General features: G+C 64.2%; 21 protein-coding genes. 8 read left to right on the forward strand and 13 right to left on the reverse strand.

What is annotated here, in order from left to right; genetic code table 11:
- Positions 1 to 296: 296 nt before the first annotated feature.
- The 4 genes from ACVDHI_RS06490 to ACVDHI_RS06505 form a co-directional block, all read right to left on the reverse strand.
- The gene (locus ACVDHI_RS06490) at positions 297 to 1,016 is read right to left on the reverse strand and encodes a hypothetical protein (protein ID WP_010674858.1); all 720 of its coding nucleotides are present in this window, start codon (positions 1,014 to 1,016) and stop codon (positions 297 to 299) included.
- Positions 1,017 to 1,122: 106 nt separating this feature from the next.
- Positions 1,123 to 2,757 carry an ATP-dependent endonuclease gene (locus ACVDHI_RS06495; RefSeq protein WP_447211875.1) on the reverse strand — a complete coding sequence of 545 codons (1,635 nt, stop codon included), beginning with the start codon at positions 2,755 to 2,757 and terminating at the stop codon, positions 1,123 to 1,125.
- Between the two features lie 76 nt (positions 2,758 to 2,833).
- On the reverse strand, positions 2,834 to 2,956 hold the full coding sequence (locus ACVDHI_RS06500; protein WP_256094327.1) for a hypothetical protein: 123 nt from the start codon (positions 2,954 to 2,956) through the stop codon (positions 2,834 to 2,836).
- 62 nt (positions 2,957 to 3,018) lie between these two features.
- Positions 3,019 to 3,906, reverse strand: a complete 888-nt coding sequence (locus tag ACVDHI_RS06505; RefSeq protein ID WP_042016580.1) for a helix-turn-helix domain-containing protein — start codon at positions 3,904 to 3,906, stop codon at positions 3,019 to 3,021.
- 178 nt (positions 3,907 to 4,084) lie between these two features.
- Between ACVDHI_RS06505 and ACVDHI_RS06510 the strand changes: the two genes are divergently transcribed.
- Both ACVDHI_RS06510 and ACVDHI_RS06515 read left to right on the forward strand, forming a co-directional pair.
- A complete protein-coding gene (locus ACVDHI_RS06510; protein WP_447211876.1) occupies positions 4,085 to 5,002 on the forward strand; it encodes a DMT family transporter in 918 nt (305 codons plus the stop codon).
- A 51-nt stretch (positions 5,003 to 5,053) separates the two neighbouring features.
- Positions 5,054 to 5,986 carry a LysR family transcriptional regulator gene (locus ACVDHI_RS06515; RefSeq protein WP_201901116.1) on the forward strand — a complete coding sequence of 311 codons (933 nt, stop codon included), beginning with the start codon at positions 5,054 to 5,056 and terminating at the stop codon, positions 5,984 to 5,986.
- A 52-nt stretch (positions 5,987 to 6,038) separates the two neighbouring features.
- On the opposite strand, the gene ACVDHI_RS06520 is transcribed toward ACVDHI_RS06515, so the two are convergent.
- From ACVDHI_RS06520 to ACVDHI_RS06535, 4 genes are all read right to left on the reverse strand, one after another.
- The gene (locus ACVDHI_RS06520) at positions 6,039 to 6,818 is read right to left on the reverse strand and encodes a TSUP family transporter (RefSeq protein ID WP_010674863.1); all 780 of its coding nucleotides are present in this window, start codon (positions 6,816 to 6,818) and stop codon (positions 6,039 to 6,041) included.
- Between the two features lie 131 nt (positions 6,819 to 6,949).
- Positions 6,950 to 7,702, reverse strand: coding sequence for a tRNA-uridine aminocarboxypropyltransferase (locus tag ACVDHI_RS06525; RefSeq protein WP_447211877.1), 753 nt, complete (start codon positions 7,700 to 7,702; stop codon positions 6,950 to 6,952).
- A gap of 190 nt (positions 7,703 to 7,892) precedes the next feature.
- Positions 7,893 to 8,882 (reverse strand): D-alanine--D-alanine ligase, encoded by a 990-nt coding sequence (locus tag ACVDHI_RS06530; protein WP_041215087.1) that lies wholly within the window; start codon positions 8,880 to 8,882, stop codon positions 7,893 to 7,895.
- A gap of 200 nt (positions 8,883 to 9,082) precedes the next feature.
- Positions 9,083 to 9,691: a 2OG-Fe(II) oxygenase gene (locus ACVDHI_RS06535; RefSeq protein WP_029314582.1), complete on the reverse strand. Its 609-nt coding sequence runs from the start codon at positions 9,689 to 9,691 to the stop codon at positions 9,083 to 9,085.
- A gap of 207 nt (positions 9,692 to 9,898) precedes the next feature.
- On the opposite strand from ACVDHI_RS06535, the gene ACVDHI_RS06540 reads away from it, so the two are divergent.
- Both ACVDHI_RS06540 and ACVDHI_RS06545 read left to right on the forward strand, forming a co-directional pair.
- The gene (locus ACVDHI_RS06540; protein WP_183149903.1) at positions 9,899 to 10,375 is read left to right on the forward strand and encodes a glutathione peroxidase; all 477 of its coding nucleotides are present in this window, start codon (positions 9,899 to 9,901) and stop codon (positions 10,373 to 10,375) included.
- A 261-nt stretch (positions 10,376 to 10,636) separates the two neighbouring features.
- Positions 10,637 to 12,025 (forward strand): DEAD/DEAH box helicase, encoded by a 1,389-nt coding sequence (locus ACVDHI_RS06545; protein ID WP_010674869.1) that lies wholly within the window; start codon positions 10,637 to 10,639, stop codon positions 12,023 to 12,025.
- Positions 12,026 to 12,095: 70 nt separating this feature from the next.
- On the opposite strand, the gene ACVDHI_RS06550 is transcribed toward ACVDHI_RS06545, so the two are convergent.
- The 4 genes from ACVDHI_RS06550 to ACVDHI_RS06565 form a co-directional block, all read right to left on the reverse strand.
- The gene (locus ACVDHI_RS06550; RefSeq protein ID WP_319903777.1) at positions 12,096 to 12,536 is read right to left on the reverse strand and encodes an acetyltransferase; all 441 of its coding nucleotides are present in this window, start codon (positions 12,534 to 12,536) and stop codon (positions 12,096 to 12,098) included.
- A 62-nt stretch (positions 12,537 to 12,598) separates the two neighbouring features.
- On the reverse strand, positions 12,599 to 13,054 hold the full coding sequence (locus tag ACVDHI_RS06555) for a GNAT family N-acetyltransferase (RefSeq protein ID WP_223956621.1): 456 nt from the start codon (positions 13,052 to 13,054) through the stop codon (positions 12,599 to 12,601).
- Positions 13,055 to 13,077: 23 nt separating this feature from the next.
- On the reverse strand, positions 13,078 to 13,410 hold the full coding sequence (locus ACVDHI_RS06560; protein ID WP_041211490.1) for a YnfA family protein: 333 nt from the start codon (positions 13,408 to 13,410) through the stop codon (positions 13,078 to 13,080).
- A 268-nt stretch (positions 13,411 to 13,678) separates the two neighbouring features.
- Positions 13,679 to 14,524: a DUF5718 family protein gene (locus ACVDHI_RS06565; RefSeq protein ID WP_319903778.1), complete on the reverse strand. Its 846-nt coding sequence runs from the start codon at positions 14,522 to 14,524 to the stop codon at positions 13,679 to 13,681.
- A 267-nt stretch (positions 14,525 to 14,791) separates the two neighbouring features.
- Here ACVDHI_RS06565 and ACVDHI_RS06570 point away from each other — a divergent pair, with 267 nt between their 5' ends.
- The 4 genes from ACVDHI_RS06570 (at position 14,792) to ACVDHI_RS06585 (ending at position 16,782) form a co-directional block, all read left to right on the forward strand.
- A complete protein-coding gene (locus ACVDHI_RS06570; protein ID WP_323903541.1) occupies positions 14,792 to 15,343 on the forward strand; it encodes a class IV adenylate cyclase in 552 nt (183 codons plus the stop codon).
- Between the two features lie 26 nt (positions 15,344 to 15,369).
- Positions 15,370 to 15,762, forward strand: a complete 393-nt coding sequence (locus ACVDHI_RS06575; protein ID WP_279474557.1) for an NUDIX hydrolase — start codon at positions 15,370 to 15,372, stop codon at positions 15,760 to 15,762.
- A gap of 101 nt (positions 15,763 to 15,863) precedes the next feature.
- Positions 15,864 to 16,370, forward strand: a complete 507-nt coding sequence (locus ACVDHI_RS06580; RefSeq protein ID WP_010674875.1) for a GNAT family N-acetyltransferase — start codon at positions 15,864 to 15,866, stop codon at positions 16,368 to 16,370.
- A gap of 103 nt (positions 16,371 to 16,473) precedes the next feature.
- Entirely contained in the window at positions 16,474 to 16,782 is a 309-nt protein-coding gene (locus ACVDHI_RS06585) for an antibiotic biosynthesis monooxygenase family protein (protein WP_043155165.1), read from the forward strand.
- Positions 16,783 to 16,822: 40 nt separating this feature from the next.
- On the opposite strand, the gene pdxY is transcribed toward ACVDHI_RS06585, so the two are convergent.
- The gene (pdxY, locus tag ACVDHI_RS06590) at positions 16,823 to 17,686 is read right to left on the reverse strand and encodes a pyridoxal kinase PdxY (protein ID WP_323903537.1); all 864 of its coding nucleotides are present in this window, start codon (positions 17,684 to 17,686) and stop codon (positions 16,823 to 16,825) included.
- Positions 17,687 to 18,008 lie beyond the last annotated feature (322 nt).

An 18,008-nucleotide genomic window follows, 5' to 3' on the forward strand; every position in this document is an offset into this window, starting at 1 on the left:
GCGGGGGCCGGATTTGAACCGACGACCTTCGGGTTATGAGCCCGACGAGCTACCGAGCTGCTCCACCCCGCGTCCGAGGTCGCCCATAATAGGCGCCAACGCTGAGATTGCAAGTAAATATCCTAAAAAAAGTTTATTCGGGGATTAAACCGTCACATACTGCGCTCTTTTGCAACAAATCGCAGTTTTTTCAGGCAGCTAGCGATCTCTTCCCCCTCAGGCCCCTCCCCGCCTTGCCCCTCTTTGCCATACAAAAAGCCCGCACGACAAGGTGCGGGCGGGAGGATGCGCCGGGATCAGGCCAGCTGGTGCAACACGCTGGTCGCCGCAATCTGGGCGATGATGAGGCCGCACAGGGTCACGGAGACCACCACGGGGGCCGTCTCCTGCTGACGGTAGATGGGGCTGAACCAGAGCAGCAGGGCTGCGACCAGCAGGCCGGCCTGGGTCACTACCCCGGGGATCAGCGGGTCGAGCCCGGCGCTGCTCCCCTGCCAACCCACCAGCACCGCCAGCCAGATAAGACTCAGGATGGCGGAGACGAGCCCCGCCAGGGGCAGCAGCAGATTGAAGGCTTGCAGGCGGTGGCGGGCACGCAGCAGCATCAGGTGGGCAAAGGCCGACCCCAGCAGCACCATCTGCAGCAGGCCGCCGAGCCAGCCCTGGATCTGCATCAGACCCAGCCCGTAGAGGGCGAGCGGCATGGCGGGCAACCACAGCAGGGTGGCGGGGATGGCGCGCTTGCCCTCCAGGCGAGACTGGACCAGGGAGAGCACGATACCGAGCACCAGGGCGGCCCCCCCGCTCCAGATGAGCCAGCCCGCAACCTTGGCCTCCACCGCCAGCATCAGAGAGAGCCCGGTGATCACCCAGACCGAGAAGAGCTGGGTAGTGATCCGCGAGCGCTGGCCCGGGCAGAGATCCCCGCGCCACAGGACGAGCCCCACGGCGATCAGGGCCCCCAGAGCCATCAGACCGGTCAGGGGAAAGAGCCAAAAAGGAAGTTGGACGAACATAGGGTCTCCGGCAGCAGTCCGGGTGCGGGTGCACCCGTCACAGGGTAAGGAAGGACAAGAGGCAGGGAGTATATCCAAACTCCCCCCGTCTTCCCAACGTCGCCGGTCAGCTTTGTCCCCGGGCAAGGGCGACCACCCGGGCAAACATCTGCTTGAGCACAGGGGGAATGTGCTCGCTGCCGAGGCGCTCCGCCTCCTCCACCACCGCCAGGGCCATGCCTGGCTTGCTGCGATGGTGGATCGCCTTGGCGATGATGCGCCCGGCGTTGAGGGTGGAGCGCCCCCCGACCCCCGCCTCGCGCCGGAACACCCCCTCGAACCCGTTCTGGTAGAGGTAGTGCTCTATGTCTGCCGCCGGCAACTGGGTCAGCCGATCCCGCTCGCGCTCCCCCTTGAGCAGGGAGCGGGCGGAGCTCGCATACTTGGCGCCCGCCTCGTCACCGTCGGTGAGCAGGTGCCACTCTATGCCAAAGTCCCGGGCCACCTTGATGAGGGGAGCCTGGCCGCACTGGGCGAACTCGATGATGCGCACCCCCTCCGCCCGCAGGCTGTAGCCGCAGATCTGGGCCAGCTCCGAGAGCAGCCAGATCTCGGTCTCCCCTTCCACCAGCAGCCAGCAGCGGGCAAACATCGACATGGGCCTGTTGATGCGCACATGGAAGGCAATCTTGCGCAGATCGTCGCTGCTGTAGCGCTCCCCTCCCAACTGATGGCAGAGGATGTCCTGCTGGCGGCGCACCAGACGGCGCACCTGATTGAGGGGCAAGGAGGAGAGCAGGTCCCCCGAGTTGGTGGTGAGCAGCTTCTGGCCGGGCAACTGCTCCAGCAGACCCCAGGCCAGGGCCAGCATGGTGGGATGCAGGCGGCTCTCGGGGTCTTCCAGCATCAGTATGGGTCTGGCCCCCTCCTCCAGCTCCCGGTTGCCCCGGGCGTGGAGCAGCATGGCCGCCATGCCCGCCATGGCCAGTTGCAGCGCCCGGTTGTCCGCATTGCGCAGCAGTACCTGCAGGTTGCCGGGATTGCGCAGAGTCATGGGGCGATTGACGATATCCCGCTGGCTACGAGGCTTGTGCTTGATGGGCGCCAGGGCGCTGAAGTAGTGCTCCATCAACTGCTGCACCGCCTGCAGCGCCTCCTTGAGTTCAGGCTCACCGATGCGCTGGGGCTCGTCGGTGAGCTTGCCGGCCAGCTCGTCCAGCCGCTGCTCGCACAGATCCCCCCAGGGCAGCCGCTCGATGCCCTCCCTGGCGGTACGGGCATCCCGCAGCCTGAACACCGGGTTCATGGTGATGAGCAGACGCACCAGCGCCTCATTGTTGTCGATGGTCAGGCTCTTGCCGATGCCGTCGAGAAAGTCGTGGGTGGTGAGCACGCTGCCATCGTCCTGCAACTCGGCACTGGCACGATAATGCACCCGGTGGAACTTGTCCTTGTGGGGGATCCAGGCCGCCCCGAGGCGGGCCAGACGGCGGGAGTGCTGGCACATCTGGGGACGATACTCGCTGAAGGTGAGCACCAGTTGCAGCATGCGCGAGGGTTCGAGCTCGGGATCTTCGGGCCGGTGAAAATCATCCTGACCAAATTGATAGGGCTCGGCATCCCCCAGCAGGCACCAGAGGGCCCGCAGCAGGCTGGATTTGCCCCAGGCGTTTTCGCCGATGAGCACAGTGGTGTTGTCCAGCCCGAGGGAGAGGCGATTTATTCCGCGAAAACCTTTGACTTCAATGCGTTCCAGAAACATGCGGCCATATCCAGTCCATCCTGATGGCGCAATAGTGGCAAAGTTGCCGGAAAAATCCTACCGGGTTACGGCGTTTTCAGCGGGAACTGTGAGGAACGAGCGGTTCGGGCGGCGTCGGCTGGGTGGCGCGATAGAGGGGGGCATTCCAGTGGTTGAACCAGAGATGGCGAGTACGAGTCTGACGTTTGCGATGATTCAATGGGCATTCCTTTCAATGGACAAGAGACAGAGGGTACACCTCTTTTGCCCAGAGTCTCAGGGTTATCTGTGACAGGAGAATGACAACTGGGCTCGCCACTGGCCCGGGCTCAGGCCGAACGCCTCCCGAAAGCGGTTGCCAAAATGGGCCTGGGAGGAGAAGCCGCACTGGGCGGCGATGCTGGCCAGAGGCTCGCTTCCCGCCAGCAACTGCTTGGCCCGCTTGAGCCGCAGCCCGAGCAGGTAGCGGTGGGGCGGACAGCCCAGGCTCTGCCCGAACATCCGGGCGAAGTGGTATTCGCTCAGACCCGCCTCCCGGGCGAGCTCTCCCAGGGTGACCGGTTCGGCCAGGTGAGCCTGCAGATACTCCTGTACCCGGCGCACCACGGCCGGGGCCAGGCCACCGCGCACCTCCGGCAGCGCCGGGGCCTCGCGGGTGTGATGGCGATAGGCGTGCAGCATCAGCATCCAGGCACCGTGGGAGAGCGCCATGCGATCGATGCCGTGCTGCCAGTCGAGCTTCATCAATTGCCCCTGCACCAGGGCCGCCGCCTGGGGATCGTCGATGAAGGTCTTGTCTTCCAGTTGCAGATGACGCCCCTCCTTGTCGCACGCCTGCTCGGCGATACGGGTGAAGTGGGCGGGGGTGAAGTAGAGGTGGAAGAAGCGAAACTCCTCGCGCACCAGCCACTCGGACCTGTGGTGATCCGGCATGATGCACACCTTGCCGGCACCGCCATGGCCACCGGGGCCGTCCAGCCGCTCGGTCTGCTCGCCCCCCTGCAGGTAGACGCTGATGGTGTGGTTGCCCGGCTTGTGGTAGCGGGTCTGATCGTAGCGGTTGCACCAGCTCGCCACCCCGAGTCCGGGCTCCAGCCAGCAGGAGTCCTCCAGCCTGGCACCGGTGCTCACCAGGGCATCAAAGACCCCTGCCTGTCTTGTCTGCTGCATGGCATGCTGCACGCTTGCGTCCCTCTCTGGCACTTGCCGCCCCTTTCCTGTCGCCATCTTATCGCGCCTCATGGTCAAAGGCTGCGCCTCCGTTGAAAAAACCGCAAGATGGTGCAAGCCGGCACCCCGCCTCACGGTTCATGCTGATCACATCATCTTCTCTTGATGGGATCACACCATGAATCTGATGCTCTATGTTTCCACCGTCCTCATCTGGGGCAGCACCTGGATTGCCATCGCCTGGCAGCTCGGCCCCATCCCCATCGAGGTCTCGGTGCTCTATCGTTTCGCCCTGGCGGCCCTGGCCCTGTTCGCCCTGCTCACGGTGAGCGGCAAGTTTCCGCGCCTGCCCTGGACGGGCCAGCGTTATGCTGCCCTGCTCGGCGCGTTGCTCTTTTCCACCAACTTCCTCTGTTTCTACCACGCCACCCTCTATATCCCGAGCGGCCTGTCGGCGGTGATTTTCGCCAGCGCCAGCATCTTCAACGGCCTCAATCTCTGGCTGTTCGAGGGTAAACGACCGGGCCTGCGCTGGCTGCAAGGATCGTTGCTGGGGCTGCTTGGCACCCTGCTGCTCTTCTGGCCGGTGCTGGCGGATGCGCAACTGGGTGCAAACGGCTGGAAGGGCTTGCTCTTTGCCTGCGCCGGCACCCTCTGCTTCTCCCTGGGCAACCTGGTCTCCGCCCGGGGACAGCGCCAGGGCTATCACGTATTGCAGATGGTACCCTGGGGCATGGTCTACGGCGTGGCGCTGCTGCTGGGCTGGGTCACGGTACTCGGTCAGTCACTCACCCTGCCCACCGACCCGCGCTACCTCGCCGCCATGGTCTATCTGGCCATCTTCGGCTCCGTCATCGCCTTCACCGCCTACCTCACCCTTGTCGGGCGCATCGGTGCCAGCAAGGCGGCCTACGCCACCGTGCTCTTCCCCCTGGTGGCCCTCACCCTCTCCACCTTCTATGAAGGCTTTGTCTGGCAGACGGTCTCCATCGTCGGCGTGGTGGTGAGCCTCATCGGCAACCTGGTGATCTTCGCGCCCCCCGTCAAGGCGTGGCGCTGGCCGCTATCAAGGGCCGCAAACGGTACTTGCCCCTGATGCCACCAGCCCCTAAGGTAACCGCGTCCAACACACGAGGAGGGAGGACGCATGTTACTGGAAGGGCTGGAGACACTCTGCCTGCTGGCAAGCGAAGGCACCATGGCCAAGGTTGCAAGCCGCCTCTATATCAGTCAGTCGGCGGTCAGCAAGCGCATCGCCCAGCTGGAGCAGCGCCTTGGCAAGAAGCTCATCGAGCCGGATGGCCGTCATATCCGCCTCACTCCCCAGGCCCGTGAGCTGCTCGCCCGGGTAGCCCCAAGCCTCGCCGAAATGAAGGGGGTGCTGGCGGACAGCCAGATCCTCACGGATCAGACCCCTCTGTCCATCGCCTGCTCCGAAACCCTGCTGGCGGGCTACCTCGCCCGCTTCATGCACGCCTACCTTGAACGGGATCCCCACATTGCCCTCTCTACCCACCACACCCCGGTCATTCTGGCCCGGGTGCGCGGCGGGGATGCCCTGCTCGGGATCTGCGCCGGTCGCCTGCCGCCGGGCCATGGGCTGTGTGCCGAACGGCTGCTGGAGGAGCCCTTCTATCTGGTGGGGGACGCTCTGGATGAGGCGGCGCAGCCGGATCACCAGGGCGCCTTGCAAGAAACTGTGGCCAGCAAGCAACTGGCTGAAGGCGACGTGAGTCAGGGGATGCAGGGCAAGGTGCGCAAGATCCTGACCATGGATCTGGAGAACCCCTCCAACCGCTATCTGCGCGAGCCCCTGGCCGCCCTCGGGCTTATCCCCGCCATGGAGCTCGATTCCTACCTGGCGCTGATCGAGCTGGCCAAGGCAGGCATTGGCCCCGTGCTCCTGCCCGCCGGCCTGCTGGCTCTGGTGGGTGAGCAGGGGACACAGGCACGCCCCCTGCCGGGACTGGGCCGCCCGCTCCACCTGGTCTATCGGCCAAACAGCCTCAAGCGCGATCGCATTGCCCGCCTGGTGCAGGCGCTGCAAGCCCATTTCCGGCAACTATCGGCACTGGGCTGAAACGCAAGAGGGCCCGATCTGCGATCGGGCCCTCGTCATGGGGGATACCTGCTCAGCCCAGCCAGGCAAAGAGCTCGGGGTACTGGCTCCACACCAGCTTGGCGGACATCACCAGGGAGACGGTCACCAGCAGCGGCTTGATGAGCTTCACCCCTTTCTTGAGCACCAGCTTGGAGCCCATGCGCGCCCCGATGAACTGCCCCAGCGCCATGCACAGCCCCACGCTCCACACCACCTTGCCCCCCAGGGTGAAGAAGAGCAGGGAAGCGATGTTGGAGGTGAAGTTGAGCAGCTTGGTGTGGGCGGTGGCCCGCGCCATGCCAAAGCCCGCCAGGGCCACGAAGCCGATGGCAAAAAACGACCCCGTGCCCGGCCCGAAGAAGCCGTCATAAAAGCCCACGCCCCCTCCCACCAGCAGGGCAAACGCCATGGGAGTGAGGCGGCGCTGGCTCTCCGCATCGCTCACCCTGGGGGAGAAGTAGAAGTAGCAGGCAAACGCCATCAGCAGGAAGGGGAGCAGTCGCTCCAGGATGGCGGCATCGATGGTCTGCACCGCCAGGGTGCCGATGGCCGCCCCGATGAAGGTGCAGATGACCGCCGGCCAGATGATGGCCCACTCAAGGAGCCCCTTGCGGGCATAGAACCAGGTGGCGGAGAAGGAGCCGAAACTGCTCTGCAACTTGTTGGTGCCAAGCACCAGGGCTGGCGGCATGCCGGTGGCCAGCAGGGCCGGCACCGTCAAGAGTCCACCGCCCCCGGCGATGGCATCGATAAAGCCGGCGATGAGGGCCACCCCGAACAGGGCGACCAGGGTGAGCAGTTCCAGTTCCATCCATAGACCTCGTGTGATTGGCGGCGCCCGGCATGGCCTGGAGCCTGAAGGAGTCAACAGGTCGCTATCCTAGCGAGGGCGGGCTCATGAAGCCAACGAAACAATGGCAGCCAACTGATTCCTTATTTTCATCAATCAGCGTGCGAGAGGGCCTGTGCTTTGATAACCGCCAGCCCCTGTAGCAGGGGCGCTTCATCAGCACCGGGTGCACGGCTTACCCGGCCAGCCATGTAGCGGCTGCTAAAGAGATTGAACCAGAGCTGCAGCGCCTCTCCCGCCCGCAGCTCCCCGGCCACTTCCAGCACGCAGGCAGCCACCTCGGCGGTGCACAGGTGCTCGTCGCTGTGGGCGACCCGCATGCCGTAGGTAGAGAGCGCATCCGGCTTGATGGCGAGCACCGGGAAGCCGTCCAGATAGGGACTCTTGTTGAACATCTTGCGCGCCTCGGGCCAGGTGCCGTCCAGCAGGATGAACAGCGGCTTCTTTCCAGGGGCCAGAACCACCTCGCCGGTCAGGCGGTCGGGCGCTTTCTCGCAGGCGGGAAAGACCACGTAGGGCTGCCAGGCGGGATCCGCCAGCAGGGCCAGCAGCTCGGGATGGGGTTCGGTACGCGACCAGAGAAAGGCCCAGGTGGAGTCCGGCAGCACGTCGGCGATGAGGCGCCCGGTGTTGGAGGGCTTCATGGGCTCGCTGTCATACATCATGAGGCAGAAACCGGCCTCGGCCTTGAGCGCCGGGCGCCAGTCGCAGGCACACCAGTCGTGGCGCAGCTGGCAGGCATCGCAGCGTGGCACGCTGCCGCCACGGGCAAGAAAGGGTCGGGTCGAGACGCTCTTGCGCCAGATGCGCAGGCGGTTGACGGCGTGATCGGGGATGGGCTTCATGGAACGCGGCTCTGACGGTGCCTGTGGCGGGACAAAAGGGGGCTGATTGTAACGGTGCGCCCTCCTGGCGGCAAGGCTTGCCGGGCGGTGCCCTGCCCCCTTCCCTCCCCGCGTTCTGCCCGCTTCCCCCCATGAAAAAAGGGGCCCTGAGGCCCCTACTCACCATCCGTTGCAACCGGGTCTGGCGACGTTAGACCGCCTTTCGCAGGATCTGCTCCAGATAGTGCGCGAAGCTGTGGCCGTGGTGCTCCAGCAGTTTCGGGAACATGGAGATGGAGGTCATGCCCGGGAAGGTGTTGATCTCGTTGAGCAAAATCTCCCCCTCTTCGGTCAGGAAGAAGTCGATGCGCGACAGATGGGTCAGCTTGAGCTGACGGAACGCCTTCAAGGCGTACTCGTGGATGGCATCGGCCTGGGCCTGAGTCAGCCCCTCGGCCTTGAGCGCGGTCTCGGTGTGACTGGCGCTGCTGTACTTCTCTTCATAGGTGTAGAACTTGTCCTGGGGTACGCAGATCTCCCCCGGATAGGTGGCCACCAGCTCGTCACCATACTGGTAGACCGCCACTTCCAGCTCGCGGGGCTTGACTGCTTTTTCGATCAATACCTGCTCGGAGTAACCGAAGGCATCGGCAATGCCCTTCACCAGATCTGCCTCGTTGCTGGCGGAGTAGCAACCCACGGAAGAGCCCTGGGAGGCCGCCTTGATGAAGACCTTGCCCCACTTGGCCAGCGCCGCTTTCGCCTCGGTCAGGCTCGCCTCGCCCTGCTCGGTCAGGAACAGGTAGGGGGTATTGGGGATGCCGATGGCGGTGAGCCACAGCTTGGTGGTGATCTTGTTGAAGCACACCTTGCTCGCCTCGGCGTCACAACCCAGATAAGGCAGGCCGGCCAGCTCGAGGAAGGATTGCAGATCGCCGGTCTCACCGGGATAGCCGTGGATGCAGGGCACCACGTAGTCCACCGGACGGGCCACGCTGTCGAACGAGAGCAGCTTGTCCAGCCCCAGCTTGCACTCGCGACCGTCGGCGGAGAGCCAGCGGTCGGCAAACATCTCGACCCGGGTCACTTCGATACCGGGCAGGAGCCCGAGCTGTTTTTCGAGGAAATTGGCGCTGCGCAGCGAGACTTCGTGCTCGGAGCCGCCACCGCCGCACAGCAGCAAGACATGCATGTTCTTCATTAGATGTGATCCCTTGGGAGAAGCGGCTTCGTCATCACCATGTCAAACCCAACCGCATGAAAACCGGACGAAGCCAGAAACGAACATAAGTGCGGGCAGTGTAGCAAGGGAGGGGAAGCCTTGTCAGCCGATGGGGCGCACCTCCCCCTGCCCGGACAGATAAAAGTCTCTTCCTGTGTCAGAAACAGGATGAAATGCGCTCAGCGGGGGGGATCGACCCGCCCGGCGCCATTGCCGTTGACCCGAAACCAGCCGGCAATGCTGTAGCGCTCCCGGCTTGCGGGCAGCACCTCGTGGGGAAACTCTTCAGACAGGAAGAGCACCAGCCGCCCGCCCCGGGGGGAGACATCCATCAGAAACTGCTCGCTGTCGTCATAAACCCGCAATATTCCCCCCGCCTCTGGCTGCCAGTCGTTGTTCAGGTAGAACACCGAGGTGAGCCGGCGGTTGGATCGCCCGGCGAAGGCGTCGCGATGGGTGACGTAGAAGTCCCCCTGACGGTAGCGGGCAAAGTGGGCCTCGTAGTCGAACAGCCCCAGCATCAGGCTGCGATTGGCGGCCAGACGCAGGGACTCCATCCGGGCCAGATAGTCGGCCACCGGCGCGCCGAGGGAGGCGTCGAGCCAGTGGATCTGATCCCGACGGATATCGCGGTTGTCCTGATGCAGGGTCTCGCGCCCGATCCCCGCCGGTCGCCACTCGTCCGGCAGGCAGGCCTTGAGGGCATCCACCTCGGCGGCGGTTAAAAAATCATCCACTATCACCCAACCCCGGGTGTAGATGGCATCCATGACGGCTTGATAGTCCAAGATAGGCTCGCAGCGAGGGGAGAGAGTGCGCTTTGTAGCGACTTCGGACCATCGGCACAAACCGGATTGCTTCTCTTGAGAAGTCCCGCCATCAATAGGAGTCTGGGGGGAACAGACGCCCTCCCCCTTGCTCCCCGGCCCTCGGCCCGTTAACGTGCAAGGATTGTCCCCGGGCGCCTTGTCGCCCCTCTTGCATCAGGAGAAACCATGCCCCTGCCCCTCATCCCCCTGCAACGACTCGATGGCACGGCCTGGTCCACCGCCGATCTGCAGGGCCGTGTCGTGCTGGTGGTCAACGTGGCAAGCCGCTGCGGTTTTACCCCCCAATACACCGGGCTTGAGGCCCTCTATCGCCAGTTCGCCCCCCAAGGCTTCGAGATCCTGGGCTTTCCCTGCGATCAGTTCGGCCATCAGGAGCCGGGCGATGCCGAGGAGATCGCCCGCTTCTGCTCTCTCGACTACCCGGTCAGCTTCCCCCTGATGGCCAAGTGCGAGGTCAACGGCGCCGGGGCCCACCCCCTCTATCGCTGGCTCAAGGAGCAAAAGCCCGGGCTCCTTGGCAGCGAGGCCATCAAGTGGAACTTCACCAAGTTCCTGATTGACCGTGAAGGCCGGGTGGTGGACCGCTTCGCCCCCCAGACCAGGCCAGAGGATCTGGTGCAGGCCATCGAGGGACTGCTCTGACGGGCGTGCGCCGAGGCGAAGCGGGCCCCTCTTCGCGCCCCCCTGGCCTTTCCCTGCCGGGATGGCCGTGGCAACCCTGCTCGCGACACGGCTGCTGCGCGTGCGCCTCGCATCTGCTATATTACGCGCCCACTGTCTCTTGTGCGGTCGCTTTGCCGGGCTCAGGCCCAGCCTCGATGGCGGCCCACCCTATTTTCCATGTCGTGACGGACCAAGGCTGCCGTCACCCGTTGAGCCCAAGGCTCGGAGTGTCCCTCGAACATGTCATTCAATGAACTGGGTCTGTCACCGCACATCCTGCGGGCCGTCAAGGAGCTGGGTTACGAACAACCCACCCCCATCCAGCAGCAAGCCATTCCCGCCATCCTGGCCGGGCAGGACGTGCTGGGCGGCGCCCAGACAGGCACGGGCAAGACGGCCGGTTTCACCCTGCCCATGCTTCATCGACTGCTGGCCAACCACGGCCGTGGCGGTCGTCGCCAGGTGCGAGCCCTGGTGCTGACCCCGACCCGGGAGCTGGCCGCCCAGGTGGGCGAAAGCATCATCAAATATGCCCACCACCTGCCGTTTCGTACCCTGATCGCCTATGGCGGCGTCAGCATCAAGCCGAACCTGGACGCCATCAAGCTCGGGGTCGACATCCTGGTCGCCACCCCGGGCCGCCTGCTGGATCTGCTGACCCAGGGCGCCCTGACCCTGAGCGCCCTCGAGGTACTGGTGCTGGATGAAGCGGACAGAATGCTCGACATGGGGTTCATCACCGACATTCGCCGCATCATGAAGGCCCTGCCGGAGGAGCGTCAGACCCTGCTCTTCTCCGCCACCTTCTCCAATGACATCAAGGCGCTGGCGGACGATCTGCTCAAGGATCCCACCCTCATCGAGGTGGATCCCAGCAACACCGCCGCCGAGCAGGTAAGCCAGCGCATCATCCAGGTCGATCGGGAACGCCGCCGGGAGATGCTCTCCCACATGATTGGCCGTGGCAACTGGCAGCGGGTGCTGGTGTTCGTGCGCACCAAGCAGATTGCCGACAGGCTCGCCCAGCAGATGCAGAAAGATGGCCTGGATACGGTCGCCATCCACGGTGACAAGAGCCAGGGGGCCCGCAACCGGGCGCTGGCGGATTTTCGTGAAGGCAAGGTGCGGGTGCTGGTTGCCACCGATATCGCCGCACGGGGTCTGGACATCGATCAGCTGCCCCACGTGATCAACTTCGAGCTGCCCCAGATGGCGGAGGATTACATCCACCGCATCGGCCGCACCGGCCGTGCCGGGCGCGGCGGCGAGGCCATCTCCCTGGTGAGCCAGGACGAGCTGGGTCAGCTCAAGGAGATCGAGGCGCTGATCGGCCAATCCCTGACCGTGGAGATCCTGGAAGGGTACGAGCCGAGCGGCAAGCCGAGCCGCCAGACCCTGCCGGGCAGCAAGCCGGTGCAAAACCCGCCCCGCGCCCGTGGCCATGCCAACGCCAAGGGCAAACCCGCCGCCGGGAAAGGCAAGGGGGATGGCGCCAAGAAGCCGGCCCAGCCTGCGCAAAACAAGTCCCGCAAGCGGGAAGTGGTGGGCGAGGACATCGGTTTCGCCCCCATGCGCCGCCTGCCCAAGGCCCAGCGGGGCGACTATCAGGACAACTCCAACGAGGAGTGAGACGGTGCGAGCCCTGCGTCCTGAACAACAAAAAACCGCCCGAGGGCGGTTTTTTTATGCTCTGGCGCCCTTAACCGGCGGCCAAGGCCATGTGCAGCAGGGGATAGGGCTTGCCCTGGCCATCCAGGGGGGAGCGCCCCGTCACCTCGAAGCCCATCCGTCGGTAAAACCCACAGGCCCCTTCGTTTTGCTCGTTCACATCCACCCGGCGCGCCCCGAGATTGGCGATGGCATGGGCCACCAGTTGGCGACCCACCCCCTGCCCCATCCCGGCGGGGGCGACGAACAGCATCTCGATATTGCCCTCAGCCACCCCGATAAAACCGACGATCACACCATTGTCTACTCTGGCACAGTTCAGCGTCACGGCATCGAAATAGTGCTCCAGGATCAAGGGCCTCAGGGCCGCTATGTCGGCTTCTTGCAGGAAGTTGTGGCTGGCGCGCACCGAGGCCTCCCAGATGGTGATAAGGGTTGGGTGATCGCACTTTTGTGCGGCGTCAATTTTCATCGCTACCTCAATATGTTGCGGATAACAGCCCACGCCTTTGATGATGCAGCAGTCCATGGGACTTATTGCGGCGCCTTGATAACAAACCCTTTCTCGATGCCGGCCTTGAAACCGAGTCCCTCATAGAGGCGATGAGCGGCCTCCCGCCCCTCCCCTGAAAGCAGCATCACCTTGTAGCAATCCAGCTCCCAGGCCAGCGCCAGGGTATGCTCCAGCAACTGATGGCTGAGCCCCTGGCGGCGAAACGCGGCGCCCGTGATCACATGCTCTATGATGCCGAAGGGTCGGCCGCCGTTGGTGAGGGTCGGGATCACCCCGAGCTGGCAGCTGGAGGCCAGCTGGCCCTCCACCAGGGCCACCATGATGCGGGTATGGGGCAGATCAAGCATCGCCGCCAATCCCTCGCGGGCCCCTTGCTCGTCGAGCACGGGGTCCTGAGGCCTGAGTTCCTGATAAAGGGCCAGCAGCCCGGCCAAGTCCTGCGCCTCACACTCTCTTATCACCACTGTCGTCATCATGCTGATCTCCCTTGGCATCGATATCAGGCGGGTCTTGGGGCAAACATGATGATGGCCATGCCGATCAGGGCCACCCCGGCCCCCACCAGATCCCACAGGCTGGGTTTGATGCCATCCACGGCCCAGAGCCAGAGAATGGCCACGAAGATGTAGACGCCGCCATAGGCGGCATAGACGCGGCCAGCGGCGGTCGGGTGCAATGAGAGCAGCCAGGCGAACAGGGCCAGGCTCAGGGCCGCGGGCAGCAGCAGCCAGGCGCTCTTGCCCTGGGTCAGCCAGAGATAAGGGAGATAGCAGCCCAGGATCTCGGCAACCGCAGTCACCAGAAACAGGGCCAGGGTCTTGAGTTCAACCATGAATACTCGGGATCCTTGCAGGCAGAATGGACTTCTTGTGGCAAATCATACTGTTATATCCAGCCACTGCAATCGGCTTTCGAGGTGCACGGTTCAGGGCACGGGAGGCAGATGGCGGAGCGCGAACAGGATCGAGGAACATCATGCGCTTGGCATGGCGTGCGGTAGGTATAGAGGGTATGCAAACAGGGGGTAGAAAGCCGACAGGGAACGGGCTGCGCTGTGCTTAAAAACAGTCAGGCCCGCCGAAGCGGGCCTGACGACAGGATTAGCGGGTCTTGACCGCCTGGAGCAGGACAGAGACGTCGGCGCCAACGCGGCGGGTCGCGATCGCTTCGCGAATGTCGCGCTCGCTGTAGCGACTGGCGGGGTAGACCACCACGCATGCGGTGTCACCGGGAGCGAGGAAGTGGGTCTCGCCAAAGGGGGTGTAGCGGGTGGCGCCAATGCTGATGAGCGCATGGGCCGGGCGTCCCGCCTGGGCCAGCAGCCCCTGGATATGCTCGGCCGGGCCTTCGTCCTGCTGATGGTTGAACTTGTCGATGGCCCACGCCAGCAACTGACCGTGGAAGTAACTGTAATCCACCGCCGCGCTGTCGATCCCGTAGGGGTGCAGCTCACCGCCGCGCTCCAGGTAGCAGGCAATGCGGTAGTCATCGAGCTCGCATCCTGCGGCAAAGTGGGTCAGGGGCAGCAGGTTCGCGGCCAGCCCCTTGCTCTCTTCACCCCAGTTCTTCTTCTCGCTGATCTTGTTGGCGTTGGGACGACGGATGGAGCAGTCGTTGTAGGCGCCAAACGCCTTGGGATGGATGGCTACCACCTGATCCCCCGCGTACTCCAGCTCGCACCACAGTGCCACCTCGGGTTCAATCTGCACCTTTTCGTCCCCGCTCACCGCCGCCTCCGGCAGGAAGATGGCCTCGCCGCTCAGGGGAAAGACCCCGAGCTGGCCGGGATGGTTCGGCACATAGAAGGGGAACAGCGCCTTGGGGGCGACCTTGTCGTCAACCTTGACGGCGACGAAATCCGCCGCCTCCCCTGCCTGCTCCAGGTGACCGGCGAAGTTGCCCGCCACGCCCAGTCCGATAAAGGGGGTCTGTGAGGTGATCTGCATCTGTGGCTCCACTGGCGCGGCCGGGGCCGCCGCCTCGTTGTCGTTGTTCAGGGCGGCAATACCGCCAAAGAGGGAGCTTATTAGAGCACAGCCCCCGGACGGCGCCCAGCCACCGGGCCACAAGCTGTGCACCAGGGCGGATTTTCCCTCACCATCTGGTCATAAAGTCGGCAGTCAATGCGAAGCTGTGATCCCGATGCTTGGGAGAGCCCGGCACTTTTGCTAGGCTGCCCTATTCATTTGCCGTTCGGGAGCCGTCGCAAGGCCATGACCACCCACTTTCAGGGGCGCTTCGAGGTGGAGTTCAAATACCGCCTGACGGACAGCGCCGCCTTTGTGCATACCCTCACGGCCCTCGGCCCCGAGGTGATGGTGGCGGACAATCATGAGCAGGACTGCTACTTCGACACGGCTGACGGCGCCCTGGCCCGGGAGGAGAAGAGCCTGATCATCCGCACCATGGCCCCCAGCGGCATCCGGCTCTGGATAGTCAAAGGGCCCGGACCCGATCGCTGCGAGGCGGTCAACATCACCGATGCGGACAAGGCGACCAGCATGGTGCGCACCCTGGGCTACCGGCCGGTACTGACCATCGACAAGCGGCGCAGCATCTATTTTCTGGGGGCCTTCCACGTCACGGTGGATCACCTAGCAGGTGTCGGTGATTTTGCCGAGCTCGCCATCATGACTGACGACGAGGCCGCCCTGCCCGCCTACCGCGCGCAGTTGCTGGCGCTCGCTAGCCGGCTGGGACTGGCGCCCGAGATGCGGGAAACCCGCTCCTATCGCACCCTGTGCGAGCAGCGAGCCCCCCTTTGACAAGCGGCAACAAGAGGAATCTTCCCATGATCGACAAACTCGCCTGGCTGACCTTCAAGGAGGGACAGCTGCTGTGTGCCCGCTCCCACGGCAAGCACATCTACTACATTCCGGGGGGCAAGCGCGAGCCGGGAGAGAGCGACGAGGCGGCCCTCGTTCGTGAAATCGAGGAAGAGCTCGCGGTCACCCTGAAACCCGACACCCTGGCGTTCGCTTGCGAGTTCAGCGCCCAGGCGGACGGCAAGCCGCAAGGGGTGAATGTCAATCTGCGTTGCTACACGGGGGACGCCGACGGCACACCCGTCGCCTCGGCGGAGATCGCAGAGCTGCGCTGGCTGGACAGCCGCCACCTGGCCGAAGTTTCCCCCGTCTCCCGCCTGCTGTTCCAGTGGCTGGCAGCGCAGGGACTGATCCATTAAGAGACGGCGCACCTGACCGGATGATGATGGCACCGGCAGGAGAGTCCGCGCCCGAGACGTTAATCCCCCACGTGGGCCAAGAGAGAAGATGAGGACATTCAATGGAGATCCTTGAGGTCGAGAGCACCAGAGGCATCAAACCGGCGCTGATCGCCCTGCTGCAAGATTGCGTGGCCAGCGGTGCCTCGGTGGGCTTTCTGCCTCCCCTGCAGGAAGAGCAGGGGCTGGCGTACTGGCAAGGCATCGAGGGGGAGCTGGCGGATGGAGTGCGCAAGCTCTGGGTGGCGTTTGATCAGCACCATCTGGTGGGCGCCCTGCAGCTCTCCCTGTGCACCAAGGCCAACGGGGGCCACAGGGCCGAAGTGGAAAAGCTGATGGTCCACAGCCAGGCCCGTGGCAAGGGGGTGGGCCGCGCACTGATGAACGCCATGGAGCAAGGGGCCCGGGACGCCAGGCGCACCTTGCTGGTGCTGGATACCCGGGTCGGCGACGTGGCCTCCAGCCTCTATCGCCAGCTCGGCTATCAGGAGGCCGGCCAGATCCCGGACTTCGCCCGCAATGGGGACGGCACCCTCGCCGCCACCCAGTTCTTCTACAAGCAGCTCTGAGGCAGACGACCTGGCAAGACTGGACCGCGTGCCGGTCTTGCCCCTCCAAGGCTCGGCGCACATAGGTTTTTGGTTCAATCAGACTCATCGGCAAGGAGCCATCATGATATTGGAAGTCGCCCATCTGCAGATCATTCCCGACAAGGCCACTGATTTCGAGCAGGCCTTCGCCCGGGCCCAGCACATCATCAGCGCCATGCCCGGCTACCTGGGCCACCAGTTGCAGCGTGCCCTGGACGATCCCCATCACTACCTGCTGCTGGTGCAGTGGGAACGGCTGGAAGATCACACCCGGGGGTTCAGGGGCTCCCCCCAGTACCAGGAGTGGAAGGCCCTGCTGCACCACTTCTACGACCCCTTCCCCAGGGTCGAACATTTTCAGGATGCAACACCGATCAGCGCCGCAAGCTGAACCTTGATCAGCTCGTCCCGTCACGGGCAGATCAATGGCGTCAGGCTAGGCGCTCGGCCCTGTGGGCAATCTGCGGCTCGGCAAAGGCGCTCTGGGCCGCGATGAGCTGCAGCTCGTAGGCATTCGCCTCCCAGGTCTGTCTCAGCACCGCATCCACCGCGGCGTTGGTGCGCTCGAAGGCACTCACCCCCTCATATCCCGCCTGCAGGTTGGCCAGCATCAGGGCGCTGATGAGATCCCCCACGCCCACCGGCTGGCGCGCGAAATCGTAAAGGGGACGGGCGATCAGATAGTCACCCCCGGGGGTGGCAAGCAGCATCTCGAAGCGGCCGGGGACACTGGCGGCGCGACCCAGGTGCTTGACCAGCACCATCTTCACTCCCCTCTCCAGCAACTGGTGTGCGGCGACCCGGGTCTGGGCCAGGGTTGTCAGATGGACATCGCACAGGGTCTCCAGCTCCAGCAGATTGGGGGCCATGATGTCCGCCACCGGCAGGGCCTGCTCGGTGAGAAAGCGGGTGACGCCCGGGGCGACGATGCACCCCTTCTCCGGATGCCCCATCACGGGATCGCAGAAATAGAGGGCCGCCGGATTGGCTCGCTTCACCGCCGCCACCACCGCCAGGATCTCGTCCCCCTGCTCCGCCGAGCCCAGATAGCCGCTCAGCACCGCATCGCAGCGCGCCAGCACCTCGATATTGCAAAGCCCCTGGCACAGGGCGGCAATGTGGCCCGCCGGCATCGCCATTCCCTGCCAACCCGCCTCGTACTGGGTGTGGTTCGAGAACTGCACCGTATTGATGGGCCACACCTCCATGCCGAGACGGCGCATGGGGAACACGGCGGCGCTGTTGCCGGCACAGCCAAACACCACGTGGGACTGGATAGAGAGAATGCGTTTCATCGACACCACCGCACAAGAAACCTGAGGAAAAGAGGCAATATATCGGATGAAGAGACGGCTCTTCCAGCAATTAACGCCCTGACTCCCTATTTATGCTTCCGCAGGCTTAACCTGCCGCATATTTGACCGCCGCAACCCTGTTTCTGCACAACCCTGGAGCCATCTGCCCGCGGCTGCGGGGTGATAAATGTACTTGTACGCCTCTTGTCTGATGGCATACAAGGTGATTTTTCAATCAACCATGAACAGTCGGGATCAAGGATGAGGTCCGATGAAAAGGCGCCAGTCGGCAGTCGGCAGTCGGCAGTCGGCAGTCGGCAGT

The sequence above is a fragment of the Aeromonas sp. 25-248 genome (assembly GCF_053005425.1).

What these genes read in the sequence shown, in the direction of transcription:
- ACVDHI_RS06490 (WP_010674858.1), bottom strand. Translation starts at nt 1,016, where the DNA reads ATGTTCGTCCAACTTCCTTTTTGGCTCTTTCCCCTGACCGGTCTGATG.
- ACVDHI_RS06495 (WP_447211875.1), bottom strand. Translation starts at nt 2,757, where the DNA reads ATGTTTCTGGAACGCATTGAAGTCAAAGGTTTTCGCGGAATAAATCGC.
- ACVDHI_RS06505 (WP_042016580.1), bottom strand. Translation starts at nt 3,906, where the DNA reads ATGCAGCAGACAAGACAGGCAGGGGTCTTTGATGCCCTGGTGAGCACC.
- ACVDHI_RS06510 (WP_447211876.1), top strand. Translation starts at nt 4,085, where the DNA reads ATGAATCTGATGCTCTATGTTTCCACCGTCCTCATCTGGGGCAGCACC.
- ACVDHI_RS06515 (WP_201901116.1), top strand. Translation starts at nt 5,054, where the DNA reads ATGTTACTGGAAGGGCTGGAGACACTCTGCCTGCTGGCAAGCGAAGGC.
- ACVDHI_RS06520 (WP_010674863.1), bottom strand. Translation starts at nt 6,818, where the DNA reads ATGGAACTGGAACTGCTCACCCTGGTCGCCCTGTTCGGGGTGGCCCTC.
- ACVDHI_RS06525 (WP_447211877.1), bottom strand. Translation starts at nt 7,702, where the DNA reads ATGAAGCCCATCCCCGATCACGCCGTCAACCGCCTGCGCATCTGGCGC.
- ACVDHI_RS06530 (WP_041215087.1), bottom strand. Translation starts at nt 8,882, where the DNA reads ATGAAGAACATGCATGTCTTGCTGCTGTGCGGCGGTGGCGGCTCCGAG.
- ACVDHI_RS06540 (WP_183149903.1), top strand. Translation starts at nt 9,899, where the DNA reads ATGCCCCTGCCCCTCATCCCCCTGCAACGACTCGATGGCACGGCCTGG.
- ACVDHI_RS06545 (WP_010674869.1), top strand. Translation starts at nt 10,637, where the DNA reads ATGTCATTCAATGAACTGGGTCTGTCACCGCACATCCTGCGGGCCGTC.
- ACVDHI_RS06550 (WP_319903777.1), bottom strand. Translation starts at nt 12,536, where the DNA reads ATGAAAATTGACGCCGCACAAAAGTGCGATCACCCAACCCTTATCACC.
- ACVDHI_RS06555 (WP_223956621.1), bottom strand. Translation starts at nt 13,054, where the DNA reads ATGATGACGACAGTGGTGATAAGAGAGTGTGAGGCGCAGGACTTGGCC.
- ACVDHI_RS06560 (WP_041211490.1), bottom strand. Translation starts at nt 13,410, where the DNA reads ATGGTTGAACTCAAGACCCTGGCCCTGTTTCTGGTGACTGCGGTTGCC.
- ACVDHI_RS06565 (WP_319903778.1), bottom strand. Translation starts at nt 14,524, where the DNA reads ATGCAGATCACCTCACAGACCCCCTTTATCGGACTGGGCGTGGCGGGC.
- ACVDHI_RS06570 (WP_323903541.1), top strand. Translation starts at nt 14,792, where the DNA reads ATGACCACCCACTTTCAGGGGCGCTTCGAGGTGGAGTTCAAATACCGC.
- ACVDHI_RS06575 (WP_279474557.1), top strand. Translation starts at nt 15,370, where the DNA reads ATGATCGACAAACTCGCCTGGCTGACCTTCAAGGAGGGACAGCTGCTG.
- ACVDHI_RS06580 (WP_010674875.1), top strand. Translation starts at nt 15,864, where the DNA reads ATGGAGATCCTTGAGGTCGAGAGCACCAGAGGCATCAAACCGGCGCTG.
- ACVDHI_RS06585 (WP_043155165.1), top strand. Translation starts at nt 16,474, where the DNA reads ATGATATTGGAAGTCGCCCATCTGCAGATCATTCCCGACAAGGCCACT.
- pdxY (WP_323903537.1), bottom strand. Translation starts at nt 17,686, where the DNA reads ATGAAACGCATTCTCTCTATCCAGTCCCACGTGGTGTTTGGCTGTGCC.